A 17,465-nucleotide genomic window follows, 5' to 3' on the forward strand; every position below is an offset into this window, starting at 1 on the left:
AATAGAAAAGTCAGGAGAGTAGGGTAAACTCAACAAATAGAAAAAAATAGATGAGGTTACCCATGGAAGATATAACAAAACTGTTTTGTCTGGTCGATGATTTTTGCAGAGATATAGAGAAAAATTTTGCAGATAAACTACTGCCAAACGGTAAAAACCCACAAGAGTGCCAGAAATTACACATTCGGAAATTATCACAATAATCCTCCTGTATCAGCAATCTCCCTGTGAAAATTTTAAGGCTTTCTACCTGCATTACCTAACATTGCTCTACAAATCAGAGTTTTCGAAGTTGCCTTCATACACTAGGTTTGTTGCTCTAAAGCCCAGGGTTTTGTGGCATTTAGCCATGCTATTACAGTGCCTTTGCGGATGGTCAGAACTTACTGGAATCTCATACATAGATACAACTCCTATTGCAGTTTGCCATGCAAAAAGAATATCAAGAAATAAGGTTTTTGCTGGAATTGCAAAATTAAGCAAGAGTACATATGGCTGGTTTTTCGGCTTTAAACTACATTTGATAATTAACGAGAAAGGTGAAATTCAAGCTTTTACGCTTACAAGAGGTAATGTTGACGATAGAGAGCCTGTAGCAAACCTAACTAAGAAATTAACCGGTCTTTTGTTTGGTGATAAAGGCTATATTAAAAAAGAGCTTTTCCAAGAGTTGTTTAACCGCGGTTTGAAACTTGTTACCAAGGTGAAAAAGGGGATGAAAAACGCATTAATTTCACTACATGAAAAGATTTTGCTGAGAAAAAGGTCGATCATTGAGACGATTTTTGGCTACCTCAAAAATAGACTTGAAATTGAACATACTCGCCATAGGTCTCCCGTTAATTTCTTGGTTCACATCTTTTCTACTCTCATTTCCTATTCCTTGAAATCCAAAAAGCCTTCCATTTCCTATACTTTCTTCCTTCCTTAATCCAGAATTAGCGTTCCAAGAGGTAATGTTGACGATAGAGAGCCTGTAGCAAACCTAACTAAGAAATTAACCGGTCTTTTGTTTGGTGATAAAGGCTATATTAAAAAAGAGCTTTTCCAAGAGTTGTTTAACCGCGGTTTGAAACTTGTTACCAAGGTGAAAAAGGGGATGAAAAACACATTAATTTCACTACATGAAAAGATTTTGCTGAGAAAAAGGTCGATCATTGAGACGATTTTTGGCTACCTCAAAAATAGACTTGAAATTGAACATACTCGCCATAGATCTCCCGTTAATTTCTTGGTTCACATCTTTTCTACTCTCATTTCCTATTCCTTGAAATCCAAAAAGCCTTCCATTTCCTATACTTTCTTCCTTCCTTAATCCAGAATGGCTTTGTTGCATAGCTAGTGTTGGTTGAGGTTATTGTAAGAAGAAAAGCTTTTTAATATATGGCTACTGACGCATTTTGTTGTAAAATAGGCGTTTTTCAAACAAGTACGACTTATGCCACAAAAAATGAGAGTCAGTAACCAAAGAGAATATAACGAGTTTCTCAAAAAAAGAGGAAATGTTTTTCATTTTGTTAATCAAGCCATAGAAAATTGGTATGAAAACAGTCCAAAAGTTGCAGGTGGTAATAACATTTATAGTGATAAAGTTGTAATTTTAATACACATAATAGTTCATCTTTTTAGAATTGTCCTGAGACAAGCTGTAGGTTTTGTAAAAGGTTATATGATACAAATAGGCAAAAAAACTTAAGATTATCAGCTATACACAAGCTTCCAGAAGATTTAAAAAGCTTAATTTGAAGATTGATGACCATAGAAGCAATAAAGATGATTTGGAAAATATTGAAATTGCCGTAGATAGCACTAGAGTTAGTATCTACAATAATAACGGTGGGCATAGTAAGCTTAATATTCGAAAAAGAAAATACAGTGGCTATGGTCAAGTAAGAAAATTACATGTTGTTTTAAACATAAATGATAAGAAAGCAATAAGCATGAACTACACTAGTGGTGTTGCTGTAGACTATTTGCCGGTCTGCGATATGTTAGAAGAAGTCAGTGATAAATATAACATTTATTCTATTGAGCAGATGCAGCTTATGATATAAAAAGTGTGTATAAAGAATGCAGAAAATACAATATTGTGCCTATTATTCGCCCTAGCTAAAATTTGTTTAGCTGACTACTTATCAGAAAGAAACAAGTATATTAGTAGAATTAGGTCATATGAGAATTATGAAAATGAATGGAAGAAAAAAGTTAAGTATGGAGCACGGTCTTATATTGAAGTCTTTTTCTATAGGTTGAAGCAAATATTTGGGTTTGGCTTGAAAAATAAATCAGAGGTAAATCGTGAAAAAGAGCTGTTAATTAAGTGCTACTTATTGAACAAATTTACTGATATAGGTACGGCTAAATTTGAATGAGCTGCATAAATTTACTGTGATTTACATCCCTATCAGTGCTATGCAACAAAGCCATCCGTAACTGGGGTTTTTAGGTCCAAAATACAGATCTGTTCAAATAACTTTAATACAAATTACTTAGCATAAACAAGCATTGACAGATATTCAAAATGTTCAGATTATTTTGTTGTTATATTGTAACCATAATTCTATTATCTTGTTTTCCACTTCAAAGTTGGACGTCAAATATAGAACATTATTCTATATCTCAAATATCAACAAGAACTATGAAGAATAGTAAAAATGCTGGTGATCCAATCAATATAATTATAGCTGGAACTAAAGAGATTATTCATAAAACGTTCACTAACGCTGGGTGGAATATTGCAGATAAACTTACTCTTCCAAAGAAAATAAGAATCGCACTTGATTGTATTTTCAATCTTTCATATCGTAAAGCTCCAATCAGTAAATTATACTATCTAAATAGACCACAAGATATTTCATATCAGCTTCAATATGAAGGTAGCCCACGCAAGCGCCATCATGTTAGATTTTGGAGAATGCCAGGATACAGTAAGGAAGTCTGGGTTGGAGCTGCATCATTTGATGAAAAAGTGAAGTTTAACCGAGTGACTAAAAAATTCACACATAAAATTAGTCCCCATGTAGATAATGAAAGAGACCTGATAGTAGAAATTTTTCAAAAATATGGATTCAAATTAATAGTAATAGATAAATTTCATGCTGAGTTGAACGGAGTAAATGGAGAAGGTGATCGTTATTATACTGACGGTAAACTTTCTTTGTTAGAGTATGATGTCCAAAATAGAATCCAGAAAAAATGCACCTACTTGCCTTATCTGTTCAGGGAAGTAGAGAAATAGATAAACGAAGGAGTGATAAAAGATAGCCATAGGGTAAATGTGAGCCAATATGGTTAGTATTTTAGATGTATGGCCCCGGAGTGTGATGGTATGATAAAATATGAGGAAAAATACCCTCAAAGGAGGAGTTGTGTTTACATCAGAACAATAGAGGCAATTCGTAGAGCAATACAAGGCAGTATAGCAAAGCTTTCCAAGACCTCAACCCTAAAACTCTTATCAAATGGAGAAAACGCTCATTTACCAAAGATGCAGATATGGGTCCAAATCATCCGAGATCGACTGTCTTAAAACTGTGTGATTCATAGAGGTTATTGCAACTAATTTGTCAGATCAAGTCTGAACTTGAAATACCTGTTAAGAGGTTTTGTATTTTTGAAGTGACTTTAACTCTTGGTTATGTTTGTAATTTTGCATGACAAATGTTTCTTTTGATGAAGTATAATTTTTTTGTATTTCACTTAGACAAGGAATTGTTTTTTCCAGTTCTTTATATTTTTCCCAAGGAGTCTTTCCCTGAAGAGAGCTATGAGGACGTTGTTTATTATAATATTCTTCCCAATCCCTAAGCTTGACTTGCAATTCATAATCCTTAATGTTAACGCTACTATAAAATTCATCTAAATCTGTACGCTGCGCTCTTTCTACTTTACCATTTCAATGTGGGGAAAACGGCTTAATTGGACGGAATTTTATTTTCCATTCTTTTAGACACTCTTGCACTTCGTAAGTAAAAAATTCTTGTCCTCTATCGGTTTGAATCCTTTGACAATGAAATGGAGCCCTTTCCCTTAATTGTTTTAAGAAATCCAGAGTATTTTTTGAAGTACGCCTTGAGTATAATGCGATAACTTTATAACGCGTACAATCATCTATAGCAGTATATTGATAAAGCCCCGAGGATATTTTGCAAACATCCATTTGTACACGCTCTCCTGGCACTTTGCAGTTATAACGCTTAATCTGCTTGCGATAGTGGCGTTTAATACGTAAAAGACTTACATCGTGTTTCTTCAAAATTTTGTGTATAGTAGCCAATGCAAAAGAGATATCATGTAAACGCTTCAATTCAGCTTGAATACGTCTTGCTCCTAATTTTCTAGCTTTTCTCAGATGAAGAATGAGCTGCTCATTTGACTCGTTGATTTTTTGTAAGGGTAAAGTTTTAGGCCTGCTACTAAGGTTTGACAATCCCTGTGCACCTAGCTTTTCATAACGTTTGTACCATTTTCGTAAGGTAAAGCGTGAAATGTTATAGTGTTGACACACTTTACCTGCATGACCTAATTTTTTGTATAATTCTATCCAATTCAAACGCAACTTAACTTTGGTATCCATTTACTGATTGCCTCTTGTTGATGAATTTATTCATATTGTTGTAATAAGGTATTTAAACTATCACAAGTCAAAGTTTTTATTTTATCTTACATTTTTGCTGTAATAACCTCTATGAATCACACACATTAATAGAGTCTTTTGGCTGTCATGTGCTGTATCTTCCAACATATTCACCAGATTTGAATCCTCACTTTTACCCACAACTTTGAGAGGTCATTATGCGAAGCATAACCATGCTTTCCCTGAGGTTTTCATAACCACGCCATAGAGTCATAGTTCCTGGTAAATTATCACTTTTTCTATTCATAAATCCACCTAATTTTCCTAACCAAATAATAGCTTGTTTTATGTTTGGAGGTTCTTCTGGCAATTTGGCTACTTTATGCTCACGTATGTAAAGGGTTTTCCACTCTTCATTACTTAAAACCTTAGTACAAACCTCCATAGGATTCGATAAAGCGATTTTTGTTAAATATAAAATATTAAATGCAATAATGCTCTTTATAGCGATTAATTTCTCTAATCTTTCTTTTGTAGCTAAACGAGAGCTTTCTACCTTACATCCTGATTTTAAAATCCTAAAATACTCCTCGATTTTCCATCTTAGCTTATACCAATTTATCCTTTCTATAGCATCTAAAGTGCTATTAACTGGTACATTAGTCAGCAAAGTCCAATCAATAGCTTCTACTCTTTCAGGAGGATTTGTTTCTTTGGCACTTACTACATATATAGCGATTTTATCACTTATTTTATGCTCTGTATCTTTCGATCCATAAATGTAAGGAGATCTGATAGGTATATAGCCTTTCATATACCTGACTTCAATGTTAGCTTTTCTTGAGATCTGGTATTTATTTTCAGCAACATTCAAGACAATTTCCTTTTTTACAGGCAGTTGAGTTATACGTGTTTGCAAATCCGTTTTTCCCCCTTCAATACAGATGAATTTCCTATTAGTTCGGTTGCGGATTACATAAAAACTGTCCAATGATTCAACAGTCCATAAAAACTTAAAAATATCTGCTTCCCTATCACCAATAGTAACAAGCTGTACACCTTCTGCGAGGTTATTTAGGGTTTCTTTTAGTGCCGCTATCCACTTATAGCTTTCTTTCTCCTTTATAGCAGTACGGTATTTCCTGTTTGCTTTTTCTTGGGCTGTTTCTTCCCTGATAGAACGTGCCCAACACTGTTGAGAAGATAGCCCTAAAGGTAATCCGTCTTTGTTAACCATTAAGTTACTGTGCAATAACAAACCCTTTTTATATTTTGTATAGGCTTTAGAAATACTACCTAGACCCTTAGTCTTTATATGAGAGTCAAAATCCAAATAACTTGTATCTTGAACTGAAAATACCAGCTCATTTCCTTTTATCCTTTCCATAGTTTCTTTATAATGGGAAGAATAAATTTCCTTAGCTTCAAGCTTCTCATTGCTAAATAATCTGTATGCACCTTTAGCTTCTTTCCATCCTACACAGCTTTGACTAATTGACCCAGACGCCTTATTCTCTATTAAATAGCTTGTTTTAATAAGTCTTGTATTAAGCCTTACATCTCCCAGATTAACATGTCTCAACTCTTTTTCTAGCCATTTATCTCCTAAGCCATCAGCACATTGTACATTTCTATTTACTTCACACATTTTTACCTCATCTTAAGTATATTTTTCTCTATCTTACTTGCTTTTTATACTTGTGGGTAAAAGTGAGATTTGAATCCCATAGAACACTGTTGGCATACCATCAAAAGCCGCCTCAGACCTCTAATGTATAAATGTACAGACTTACAACTTTTGGTTGGTAATACCATAATGGTAATTTATCATTCATTTTAGAAAATACTATAGTATTGGGATGACAGAGTTTAAAAAATAAGTTACTTTTTTTTATTTTTGGTAAAAAGTAGTCTATGGGTATTAAAATTGCACCTTCTATACTTTCAGCAGACTTTGCAAAATTAGGGGAGGAAGTAAAAAGAATTAGCGACTTGAATGTAGATTATATACACATAGACGTTATGGATGGAAATTTTGTTCCAAATATTACAATAGGTCCGAATGTTATCTATGCGATACGTAAATATAGCAACCTTCCTTTTGATGTGCACTTAATGATTAAATCTCCTGGTGACCATATTGAAAGTTTTATAAATGCTGGTGCTGATATTATCACTATACATGCAGAAGCAGAGATACATCTTGAGAGGCTAGTAAGAAAGATAAAATCATATAAAAACAATACAAAAAAAATAATACAAGTTGGAGCTTCAATTGTTCCTTCAACTTCTCCAAGCGTGCTTGAGTATATAATAGATGAGCTAGATATTGTGCTAATTATGACAGTCAATCCTGGATTTGGAGGACAGGAGTTTATTCATTCGCAGTTGAGTAAGATATCCACTGTGAGGAAAATGATACAGGACCGTAATCTTAAAACACAAGTTTCAGTAGATGGTGGAGTTAACTTTTCTAACGCAGCTGATATAATAAAAGCAGGTGCAAATATATTAGTTGCTGGATCAGCAATATTTAAAGCTGAAGACATGAAAAAAGCTATAAACGATCTTAAAAATCTTTCGTTATAACCCTATAGATAACACAAACCATTTTTGTTATCTTGTCAGTTTTAAAAATTCCTATTATCCCAGTGCTTCGACACTGAGATAATAGAAAGTAAGTTCAACCTCAATAGAAACCTGATGATGAGTCATTATTACCAAATTTTGGTCTGTTTCTATTATTAAAACCAGGACGAGTAGGTCTATTACTATGATAATTATCTCCAGGTTTTTTATTAAACGAGTTGTTATAATAATTATCCCTATTATTTAAACCATCTCTCCTTTCTTCATTGTAAAGCTTACCTTCAAAAAATTCACCTGTTTCTTGATCAACACGACGTCTTGATAATTTTGGACATCCACCTTTTTCAAAGTCAATTATCAAAGCTTTGAAGGTATCACCCTGTTTAAGTATATCCTCAATGGACTCTACATGTTGATTAGCTACCTCGCTTATATGCATTTTTCCTTTTCTTCCATTAAGAAGTTCTAGCTCTACAATAGACTTCTCTATCTTTACAACTTTAGCGTCAATTATAGAACCTTGTTCTAGCTCTGTTATTGAATCAATCATCATATTCTTTGCAGCTTCAGCTTCAGTACTACTAATGGCAAAAACAGAAACTTTACCGTCATCCCCTATTTCAATTTTTGCATTACTTCTTTCACATACACTGCGTATATTTTTTCCTTTAGCACCAATAGCTGCAGAAATTTTATCTTTATCTATATAGAACGATAACACTCTTGGTACATGACCTTTTATATCCTTACGATGTTCTGAAATTACTGCATTCATTTTTTCTAAGATATGTAATCTTCCGAATTTTGCTTGTTCTAAAGATTTTTCAACAATTTCAAAGCTTATACCAGGAATTTTCATATCCATCTGCAGTGCTGTAATCCCTTCGCTAGTTCCTGCTACTTTGAAGTCCATATCACCAAGATAGTCTTCATCGCCCAGTATATCAGAAAGTATTATATGCTCATTTTTGTCTTTGATGAGACCCATAGCAATTCCTGCAACGGGAGCCTTTATTGGCACACCCGTATCCATTAATGCAATGGAAGTTCCACAAACTGTTGCCATAGAAGAAGAACCATCAGATTCCATAATCTCAGATACTACCCTTATTGTATAAGGAAATTCAGATTTATCAGGTAAAACAGGATGAATTGCTTTCCAAGCAAGTTTACCATGACCAATTTCTCTCCTTCCTGGTGCGCGTATAGCAGAAGCCTCTCCAACGGCAAATGGAGGAAAATTATAATGCAACATAAAATGTTCACGTCTATCCCCTTCAATGTCATCCACAATTTGCTCATCTTGTGTAGTACCAAGAGCAGTAACAACTAGTGCCTGAGTGGTACCCCTTGTAAATAGTGCAGAACCGTGAGTCTTGGGTAGAATGTCAGCCTCAATTTCTATCTGGCGTATTTCATCATACTTACGGCTGTCTATTCTCACACTTTTCCTTCTAATCATTTCACGCACTAAAGATCTTTCAAAGCTTTTTACTGCATAAGTAATTAACTTTTCGTCTTTTCCAGCCTCTTTAAGAGTATTCAATATATTATTCCTGACTACTTCTAGAGCTTGAACTCGCTCTTGTTTTACTGTTTTTGAATATGCTTCTTCAAAGTCTTTTCGATATTTTTCAAGTTCTTGAGTTATATCTGATATATCAACAGGAGCAAAGGTTTCAGGTTTATTGCCTACTGTATCAGCAAATTCTTTTATAAGCTTAATAACAGGTTGAAGATGTTCATGGCCGAATTTTATTGCACTCAAAACATTTTCTTCAGAGAGCTCTTTGACTTCCGATTCGACCATTAAGATCGAATTTTCATCACCAGACAAAAACAGATCCAAGTTGCTTGCTTTCATCTCTTGAACGGAAGGATTGAGTATATAATTGTTATTTTCATCACAACCGACCATAACTCCAGCTATAGTAAAGTGGAAAGGAACACCAGAAATCGCAAGAGCTGCGACGGTACCTATCAATGCTGGTACTTCAGGAGAATTGACCGTATCGTAAGTTAACAGATTACATACTACACTAATTTCATCATGAAAACCTTCAGGAAATAACGGCCTTATACTTCTATCTATTACTCTTGAAATTAAAGTTTCTCTATCAGATGGTTTTCCTTCTCTTTTAAAAAAACCACCAGGAATCTTACCCATGGCATAACTTTTTGCAATAAACTGCACATTTAAAGGGAGAAAATCAACACTTTCTTCCTTCTTTTTTCGTACAACAGTGACTAAGATAGAAGTATCTCCATAATTTACAACTACTGAACCATCAGCTTGACGTGCTATTTTCCCAGTTTCTAAAGATAAGGTACGCCCCTCCCAATCTATAGATTTTTTTATAATTTCAAACATACAAAATTCCTCGATTATTTTCTAATGCCTAACTTCTCTATTAACTCTTGATAGGCTTCATTACCAAATTTACGTTTTATATAATTTAAGTGCTTGCGCCTTCTACCTATCAATACAAGTAAACCGCGCTTAGAATTATGGTCATGCTTATGCGTTTTAAAATGCTCAGTTAAATTACTGATCCTCTCGGTTAAAATTGCACACTGTACAAAAGATGAACCTGTATCATCTTCTTTAATTGCATATGTACTAATCAAACTTTTTTTCTTTTGGGATGTTATTGACATCTAAACCTCATTTCAAAATATTAAAAACACGAATAGGCTTCACATAACCATGAGTAAAACTGCAAATTGCAATAGGTACATTACCCACTATCGTACAAAAAATATCATAATTCTTTAAACCACGCAAGTTATTTAATATAATTCCTTGACCTTTTCTGATTTTCTCCGCCTCCTCTAGGGAAATTTCAATTTTGAGCATTGATTCTAAGACTGATGCAATAGGGATAATCGGACTTTTTGCATCATATTCAATGCAACTCTTCGGTGTCATTCCAGCGCTCTGGTACACATCTGTACAAACATTTGTTTTGCCAGAGTAATTTGCACAACGGGTGGTGTCATTCCAGTACTTGACACTGGAATCTAGGGAAGTTTGCTTGCAAGCAAGCAAACTTGTTTGGTGATCATGGAAAGTAGCTAATAGACGCTTTTGATTGAGGTTACATAGAAAACTAGATCCCAGTGCCCAGACACTGTGATGACATCCTACTGGTGAGTCCGAATTGCAATGTTTATGCAATTGTACAGTTTGCTCGATTGTTACTGATTCATCTTCCTTGAAATTACCTACCATCGTTCTTCTTAGTTGTGTAATATGTCCAAAACAATTTAATTCAATTCCAAGATCTCTTGCAATTGATCTTACATATACGCCGCTACCGCAGATCATAGAAAAGTCAGCACTATTATTTATAGTGTCCAAGAATATCAGCTTCAGTTCATGTATTTTGACTTGCCGGGGCTTTATATTTACCTTTTGCCCACTTCTTGCTAATTTATATGCTCTTGCTCCCTTGATTTTCACTGCTGAAAATTGAGGAGGAGTTTGTGTTATCTCACCAATAAAATCCTTAATCGCACAGTTTATTTGGTTATATTCGGGTTTTATATCGCTAGTTCTAATGATATCACCACCCAAATCATCCGTAGTTGTTTGTTTTCCCCATTTTATTGTGAAATTGTATGCCTTTAAGTCACAAGATAAATACGGTATAGTTTTTGTTGCTTCACCAAGAGCGATCGGTAATATACCTGAAGCCAAAGGATCAAGTGTTCCCAAATGTCCGGCTTTTTTTATTCCAAAAATCCTTTTAATTTGAGTTACAGCTTGCGCAGAACTCATTCCTGTTGGTTTATCAAGATTCAGCCAACCATGTTTCATACGTTTAATTATATACAACTGATAACATTTTAGCTTGAAATATATACTTTATGGGAAAAGTAGCTTGACCAACATGCATTATTAATACACACTACTCAATCTTTTTATTAGCCTTATTATAAACGCTAATTCTGGATTAAGGAAGGAAGAAAGTATAGGAAATGGAAGACTTTTTGGATTTCAAGGAATAGGAAATGAGAGTAGAAAAGATGTGAACCAAGAAATTAACGGGAGATCTATGGCGAGTATGTTCAATTTCAAGTCTATTTTTGAGGTAGCCAAAAATCGTCTCAATGATCGACCTTTTTCTCAGCAAAATCTTTTCATGTAGTGAAATTAATGCGTTTTTCATCCCCTTTTTCACCTTGGTAACAAGTTTCAAACCGCGGTTAAACAACTCTTGGAAAAGCTCTTTTTTAATATAGCCTTTATCACCAAACAAAAGACCGGTTAATTTCTTAGTTAGGTTTGCTACAGGCTCTCTATCGTCAACATTACCTCTTGTAAGCGTAAAAGCTTGAATTTCACCTTTCTCGTTAATTATCAAATGTAGTTTAAAGCCGAAAAACCAGCCATATGTACTCTTGCTTAATTTTGCAATTCCAGCAAAAACCTTATTTCTTGATATTCTTTTTGCATGGCAAACTGCAATAGGAGTTGTATCTATGTATGAGATTCCAGTAAGTTCTGACCATCCGCAAAGGCACTGTAATAGCATGGCTAAATGCCACAAAACCCTGGGCTTTAGAGCAACAAACCTAGTGTATGAAGGCAACTTCGAAAACTCTGATTTGTAGAGCAATGTTAGGTAATGCAGGTAGAAAGCCTTAAAATTTTCACAGGGAGATTGCTGATACAGGAGGATTATTGTGATAATTTCCGAATGTGTAATTTCTGGCACTCTTGTGGGTTTTTACCGTTTGGCAGTAGTTTATCTGCAAAATTTTTCTCTATATCTCTGCAAAAATCATCGACCAGACAAAACAGTTTTGTTATATCTTCCATGGGTAACCTCATCTATTTTTTTCTATTTGTTGAGTTTACCCTACTCTCCTGACTTTTCTATTCTCTTTTTAATCCAGAATTAGCGTTATTATAAGGGGACTATTATGACTATAAAAAACGTATTGAAGTGGGAAAACACTTCACATATAACAAAAATGAGTATTGAAAGTACAGTTGCAACTGCATCTTTAGCAGCAGCAATAACAACAGTATTGATTGCTACTAAAGTAATTGCTGGACCTGCGTCTTTAGCACTTATTGCTAGCCCTGCTGGAATTGCAGTTCTATTTATTGCCGCTGTATATTTTGCCGCAGCAGCTTATGCTTCATATCAGCAAATGCATAAGAATGAAGAAATAAGTGAAGCTAAAGCAGACACTGAAACAGCAGCTAGTAACGCTAATTCTGGATTAAGGAAGGAAGAAAGTATAGGAAATGGAAGGCTTTTTGGATTTCAAGGAATAGGAAATGAGAGTAGAAAAGATGTGAACCAAGAAATTAACGGGAGATCTATGGCGAGTATGTTCAATTTCAAGTCTATTTTTGAGGTAGCCAAAAATCGTCTCAATGATCGACCTTTTTCTCAGCAAAATCTTTTCATGTAGTGAAATTAATGCGTTTTTCATCCCCTTTTTCACCTTGGTAACAAGTTTCAAACCGCGGTTAAACAACTCTTGGAAAAGCTCTTTTTTAATATAGCCTTTATCACCAAACAAAAGACCGGTTAATTTCTTAGTTAGGTTTGCTACAGGCTCTCTATCGTCAACATTACCTCTTGTAAGCGTAAAAGCTTGAATTTCACCTTTCTCGTTAATTATCAAATGTAGTTTAAAGCCGAAAAACCAGCCATATGTACTCTTGCTTAATTTTGCAATTCCAGCAAAAACCTTATTTCTTGATATTCTTTTTGCATGGCAAACTGCAATAGGAGTTGTATCTATGTATGAGATTCCAGTAAGTTCTGACCATCCGCAAAGGCACTGTAATAGCATGGCTAAATGCCACAAAACCCTGGGCTTTAGAGCAACAAACCTAGTGTATGAAGGCAACTTCGAAAACTCTGTTTGTAGAGCAATGTTAGGTAATGCAGGTAGAAAGCCTTAAAATTTTCACAGGGAGATTGCTGATACAGGAGGATTATTGTGATAATTTCCGAATGTGTAATTTCTGGCACTCTTGTGGGTTTTTTACCGTTTGGCAGTAGTTTATCTGCAAAATTTTTCTCTATATCTCTGCAAAAATCATCGACCAGACAAAACAGTTTTGTTATATCTTCCATGGGTAACCTCATCTATTTTTTTCTATTTGTTGAGTTTACCCTACTCTCCTGACTTTTCTATTCTCTTTTTAATCCAGAATTAGCGTTAGTAAAGCTGAAGCAGCTAAAACAGAAGTTGAAGGAAAAATTAAAGATTTAGCTACTAAAGATGAGTTGAATAGAAAAGCTGACAAGTCTGAAGTTGATACGAAATTGGCTGCAAAACTGGATTCAAGCAAATTTAATGAAACACTTAAGAGTTCGTTAGAAGATGCTACAGTTTTTGAAGCATTCGAAAGCAAAATATCTCAAAAAAGCTCATAAGCTAAATGGTACAGAGGTACAGATGATTCTGCCTCTTTTTTTCATTTGAGCATGTAAAGGTTATGATAATCTATCCCACATCTCAACTACATCCTTACTAAACTCTATTATCTCTGCTTTTTTGAACTGATAACATTCATTGATGGATTGAATTCCTAAATCTCCTACAAAAGGAGTGGCATCATTACCTAAAATCTTGCCACTACGGCAGATTATCAACCTGTCGATTAAATTGTGCTTTAATAATTCTGTAATCAACACTCCTCCACCTTCAACTAATAACCTTGTTATACCAATTTCTGAAACAAGTTTTGATGCCATGTCTTTTAGGCAGACTTTTCGATCTGATGTCATTCCAGTGCTTGACACTGGAATCCAGTTTTCACTACGCAATTGCTTGAAGTTTTCTGGATCCCAGTGTCTGGGCACTGGGATGACAGGAGAAGGCATTGGAATGACAGGAGAGTGTGTTGGGGTAACATGTCGAATAACAGGAGGTTTGTGATTTGAATTGACTATCAAATAATTAATGTTTTTTATTTTTCTCTCTATTTCTCTGTTTGTAATCACCCAAGTTGTTATTTTGTCTGCAGTTTTTGCAATATTATGCTCTTCCTTCAATTTCCCTTGGCTATCGATAATTAGCCTTATTGGCGACCTTTCTTCGAGTCCTGGTAATCTGCAAGTTAAGAGTGGATCGTCATTGATAAGGGTACTACTGCCAATCATAATTGCATCATATTTTGCTCTGAGCTCATGTACCCAATTTCTCGTATCTTCACTTGTTATCCATTTGCTATCACCTGTAAATGTTGCGATTTTTCCGTCAAGAGTTGTTGCGATTTTGCAAGCTATAAATGGTCTATGGAGTTTCTTAGTGGTAAAAAAGCCAACATTTAGTTTCTCTGCTTCTTTCTGCATAATCCCTTGTTTTACTTCAATTCCTGCATCTGCTAAAGCTTTTATCCCTCTACCTGAAACCCTACTATCTGGATCAATTGTTGCAATCACCACCATTTTTATTCCAGATCTTACGATTTCCGTAGTGCAAGGTTCTGTAACTCCAAAGTGGCAACATGGCTCAAGAGTGACGTACATAGTTGCACCATGAGTGAAGTCTTGAGCATTTTGCAAAGCAACTACTTCTGCATGTGGACGTCCACCGATTCCTGTGTAGCCTTCACCAATTAACATACCGTCTTTTACAATGACACACCCAACAGCAGGGTTTGGTGCAACACCTCCAAGACTTTTTTCTGCAAGTTTTAATGCGATCGACATGAAATAATCATCGGTCATTAGAAAGAAGTCATTTCGTATGAGGTATCAAAAATTCTTCTGTGCTCGTGTATGGCAAATCTATCTGTCATACCTGAGATATAATCACATATTATTACTGAACGCTGAGATTCACAAGCAAGCTTGTTCCACTCTGTGGGTAATAACCTTGGGTTTTCATAAAAACATTGAAAAAGCTCCTGTACTATACGTTTTGCTTTGTTCATTGTTCTGGTCAGTTTATAACTTCTGTATATTTTTTCCATGTTAAATTTTTTCATCTCTTTTGTGGCATTTGCAATTTCTGGTGAAAATGTGACTAGCATTGTATTTAGACCTCTTACATCTTCTACGCTTTTTATTTTGTAGTCTTTAATATTTCTTTCAGTCTGAAAAACGACATCATTTATCATAATTCCTATAGTTCTACTCAGTGATTCATGTATGAGTTTGCTTTGAGCCAATTCTGAATATTCGCTTTTTACTTCTTTGAACATTTTGCCAATTAAAGGAACATCGAGCAAATCTTCGGTTATTACTAAATTTGCCCTGAGTGCATCATTAAGATCATGAACACTATAAGCAATGTCATCAGCAATCGAAGCAACTTGTGCTTCAAGACTTGAAAATTCTTCAAGCTTTAGATCATATTTTTCATTGTATTCTAATAGTAGCTGATTATTTGTGTGGGATACCGTATTTTGACCGAGTAAAGGACCGTTATGCTTTGCAACGCCTTCAATCACTTCCCAACTTAGATTCATACCATTAAAGTCAGCATGTTTTTGTTCAAGATAAGTTAAAATCCTTATAGCTTGAACGTTATGATCAAACTTATACTTCTCGTTATCAATTTGAACTAGAGCATTCTCACCTGTGTGACCAAATGGAGGATGACCAAGGTCATGTGCAAGCGCTATGCATTCGGTGATGTCCTCATCTAATCTGAGCCTGCGTGCGATGGATCTTGCAATTTGTGCAACTTCAAGGCTATGAGTTAGCCGAGTACGATAGTAATCATGCTCATAATTGATAAAAACTTGTGTTTTGTATCCTAGTTTCCTAAACGCATTAGAGTGAATAATGCGGTCCCTATCACGCTGAAAACAGCTGCGATTTTTGTCTTCTGGCTCTTTGAAATTTCTTCCTTTTGTTTTATTTGGAAAGCACGCGTAACTTAATAGAAAATTATTGTTTGACATGTAAAATTTCTACTATAATAGGTTATCAATAATGAATGGTGGTTGTTATGTCAACAGATTACAATATTAGCTTAACTGACAATGCATTAAGGAAAATCCACTCCCTTGTAGAACAGGAAGGAGATGAGAGTTCTATTTTGCGGGTTGCAGTTTCAGGTGGTGGATGCTCTGGCTTCAAGTATAATTTTCTTATGGATCAAATAAATAAGAAGATGTCTTTGGATGACGATTTTGACGATGATGAAGACGACGATTTTGACGATGACGAAGATAGCGAGGATTATAGAAGCCACTCCAGTTTTAGTGAAAAAGGTAAAGATATAGTAATTAATGATGAGAATGGAAACCCTGTATTAATGGTTGATAATTGTTCAGCGAAATTTTTAAATAACTCAACTATAGATTATACTGAAGATCTAAGTGGTTCTGGTTTTCAAATCAAGAATGCTCTCGCTAAGTCTCGATGTGGTTGTGGTAACAGTTTCTCGGTCTAATTCTCCCTCCTGGATCTTTTTATAATATGGGTAGTTGTGTAACACTAGAGCTAGCTTCTGTAAGTAAGAGCTTCAAAGAAAGTCCTGCTATTGTAGAAGATATCAATCTGAGTCTTGCAAGAGGGCAAGTAGTTGCATTGATTGGTAGTTCGGGATCAGGAAAAACAACTATACTACAAATTGCAGGTCTATTGGATAAGCCAACTTTAGGTGTAGTGACAGTAGATGGAGTAAATTGTACGCAAGCCAGCAATAAATATAAAACTCATGTAAGAAGAAATTTTCTTAGCTTTGTTTATCAATTTCACTATTTATTACAAGAGTTATCGGTGTTGGAAAACGTTATGCTTCCTCAGCTTATTGCGAGAAAAAGCAAAACTGAAGCAAAAAAAAAATCGCAAGCAATATTAGAGAAATTTGGTCTGGAGAGTAAAGCAAGTAGTATGTTATCTGAAATTTCTGGTGGAGAAAGGCAGAGGGTTGCAATTGCAAGGAGCATTGTAAACTCTCCAAAGCTTTTACTTGCAGATGAGCCAACGGGAAATTTAGACCCAACAAATTCTTTGAATGTATTTTTGCTGTTACATTCATATGTAAAGGAAAATAACAGCTCTATGCTTATAGTAACACACAACTATATTCTTGCAGAAAAAGCAGATCACATTTTTCAGCTAAAAAACCGATCATTAGTAAAGCTGTGAATGGAAGAAACAGTACAATACAAAGCTACCTATAACTTGTACTTATTTAACCAATGATCATTAACGGAGTATAATTCGCACGAAACACTTTCATTGCTTTTTATACACGGACTCTTTAATTTACGCTGTTTACTTAGGAAGCATCCTGACAGCATAAACATCGCTAAAACGAGAAATAATAATTGCCTAAACATAACAAGACTTTTTTTATTTATATT

General features: G+C 34.9%; 13 protein-coding genes and 6 pseudogenes. 10 read left to right on the plus strand and 9 right to left on the minus strand.

All coding sequences use genetic code 11. The annotated features are described in order from the left end of the window. The first annotated feature begins 62 nt into the window (after positions 1–62). From O1Q06_RS06165 to O1Q06_RS06190, 6 genes and pseudogenes are all read left to right on the plus strand, one after another. Positions 63–931 (plus strand): annotated as a pseudogene (locus O1Q06_RS06165) (IS982 family transposase). An 18-nt stretch (positions 932–949) separates the two neighbouring features. Further along, positions 950–1,315 (plus strand): annotated as a pseudogene (locus O1Q06_RS06170) (transposase); the annotation flags it as partial. Between the two features lie 123 nt (positions 1,316–1,438). Then, on the plus strand, positions 1,439–1,696 hold the full coding sequence (locus O1Q06_RS06175) for a transposase (RefSeq protein WP_410542244.1): 258 nt from the start codon (positions 1,439–1,441) through the stop codon (positions 1,694–1,696). Between the two features lie 46 nt (positions 1,697–1,742). Next, the gene (locus O1Q06_RS06180) at positions 1,743–2,054 is read left to right on the plus strand and encodes a hypothetical protein (protein ID WP_410542245.1); all 312 of its coding nucleotides are present in this window, start codon (positions 1,743–1,745) and stop codon (positions 2,052–2,054) included. A gap of 467 nt (positions 2,055–2,521) precedes the next feature. After that, positions 2,522–3,238 (plus strand): LssY C-terminal domain-containing protein, encoded by a 717-nt coding sequence (locus O1Q06_RS06185; RefSeq protein WP_410542422.1) that lies wholly within the window; start codon positions 2,522–2,524, stop codon positions 3,236–3,238. 90 nt (positions 3,239–3,328) lie between these two features. Then, positions 3,329–3,534 (plus strand): annotated as a pseudogene (locus tag O1Q06_RS06190) (hypothetical protein); the annotation flags it as partial. Between the two features lie 61 nt (positions 3,535–3,595). On the opposite strand, the pseudogene O1Q06_RS06195 reads toward O1Q06_RS06190, so the two are convergent. Both O1Q06_RS06195 and O1Q06_RS06200 read right to left on the minus strand, forming a co-directional pair. Then, positions 3,596–4,576: pseudogene (locus tag O1Q06_RS06195) on the minus strand (IS481 family transposase). A 193-nt stretch (positions 4,577–4,769) separates the two neighbouring features. Next, a complete protein-coding gene (locus O1Q06_RS06200; RefSeq protein ID WP_410542423.1) occupies positions 4,770–6,224 on the minus strand; it encodes an IS4 family transposase in 1,455 nt (484 codons plus the stop codon). A gap of 266 nt (positions 6,225–6,490) precedes the next feature. On the opposite strand from O1Q06_RS06200, the gene rpe reads away from it, so the two are divergent. Then, on the plus strand, positions 6,491–7,165 hold the full coding sequence (gene rpe / locus O1Q06_RS06205) for a ribulose-phosphate 3-epimerase (protein WP_410542424.1): 675 nt from the start codon (positions 6,491–6,493) through the stop codon (positions 7,163–7,165). Between the two features lie 100 nt (positions 7,166–7,265). Here the strand turns inward: rpe and pnp are convergent, their stop codons facing one another. From pnp to O1Q06_RS06230, 5 genes and pseudogenes are all read right to left on the minus strand, one after another. Beyond that, positions 7,266–9,536: a polyribonucleotide nucleotidyltransferase gene (pnp, locus tag O1Q06_RS06210; protein WP_410542425.1), complete on the minus strand. Its 2,271-nt coding sequence runs from the start codon at positions 9,534–9,536 to the stop codon at positions 7,266–7,268. 14 nt (positions 9,537–9,550) lie between these two features. Then, entirely contained in the window at positions 9,551–9,823 is a 273-nt protein-coding gene (gene rpsO / locus O1Q06_RS06215; RefSeq protein WP_010403478.1) for a 30S ribosomal protein S15, read from the minus strand. A gap of 7 nt (positions 9,824–9,830) precedes the next feature. Beyond that, positions 9,831–10,985 carry a tRNA pseudouridine(55) synthase TruB gene (truB, locus tag O1Q06_RS06220; protein WP_410543166.1) on the minus strand — a complete coding sequence of 385 codons (1,155 nt, stop codon included), beginning with the start codon at positions 10,983–10,985 and terminating at the stop codon, positions 9,831–9,833. A gap of 136 nt (positions 10,986–11,121) precedes the next feature. Beyond that, positions 11,122–11,990, minus strand: a pseudogene (locus tag O1Q06_RS06225) (IS982 family transposase). 410 nt (positions 11,991–12,400) lie between these two features. Beyond that, positions 12,401–13,269 (minus strand): annotated as a pseudogene (locus O1Q06_RS06230) (IS982 family transposase). A gap of 153 nt (positions 13,270–13,422) precedes the next feature. Here O1Q06_RS06230 and O1Q06_RS06235 point away from each other — a divergent pair. Next, complete coding sequence (locus O1Q06_RS06235) at positions 13,423–13,572, plus strand: hypothetical protein (RefSeq protein WP_410542426.1); 150 nt, start codon at positions 13,423–13,425, stop codon at positions 13,570–13,572. Between the two features lie 60 nt (positions 13,573–13,632). Here O1Q06_RS06235 and ribD read toward each other — a convergent pair whose 3' ends face one another. Both ribD and O1Q06_RS06245 read right to left on the minus strand, forming a co-directional pair. Beyond that, the gene (ribD, locus tag O1Q06_RS06240; RefSeq protein WP_410542427.1) at positions 13,633–14,871 is read right to left on the minus strand and encodes a bifunctional diaminohydroxyphosphoribosylaminopyrimidine deaminase/5-amino-6-(5-phosphoribosylamino)uracil reductase RibD; all 1,239 of its coding nucleotides are present in this window, start codon (positions 14,869–14,871) and stop codon (positions 13,633–13,635) included. After that, complete coding sequence (locus O1Q06_RS06245) at positions 14,871–16,052, minus strand: deoxyguanosinetriphosphate triphosphohydrolase (protein WP_410542428.1); 1,182 nt, start codon at positions 16,050–16,052, stop codon at positions 14,871–14,873. The genes ribD and O1Q06_RS06245 overlap by 1 nt, the downstream gene beginning before the upstream one ends. Before the next feature lie 47 nt (positions 16,053–16,099). On the opposite strand from O1Q06_RS06245, the gene O1Q06_RS06250 reads away from it, so the two are divergent. Then, complete coding sequence (locus O1Q06_RS06250) at positions 16,100–16,546, plus strand: HesB/IscA family protein (protein ID WP_007302232.1); 447 nt, start codon at positions 16,100–16,102, stop codon at positions 16,544–16,546. 26 nt (positions 16,547–16,572) lie between these two features. Next, positions 16,573–17,247 carry an ABC transporter ATP-binding protein gene (locus tag O1Q06_RS06255; RefSeq protein ID WP_410542429.1) on the plus strand — a complete coding sequence of 225 codons (675 nt, stop codon included), beginning with the start codon at positions 16,573–16,575 and terminating at the stop codon, positions 17,245–17,247. Positions 17,248–17,465: the final 218 nt, after the last annotated feature.

It is taken from the genome of Wolbachia endosymbiont of Tetranychus urticae, assembly GCF_046529255.1.
Lineage (GTDB): Bacteria > Pseudomonadota > Alphaproteobacteria > Rickettsiales > Anaplasmataceae > Wolbachia.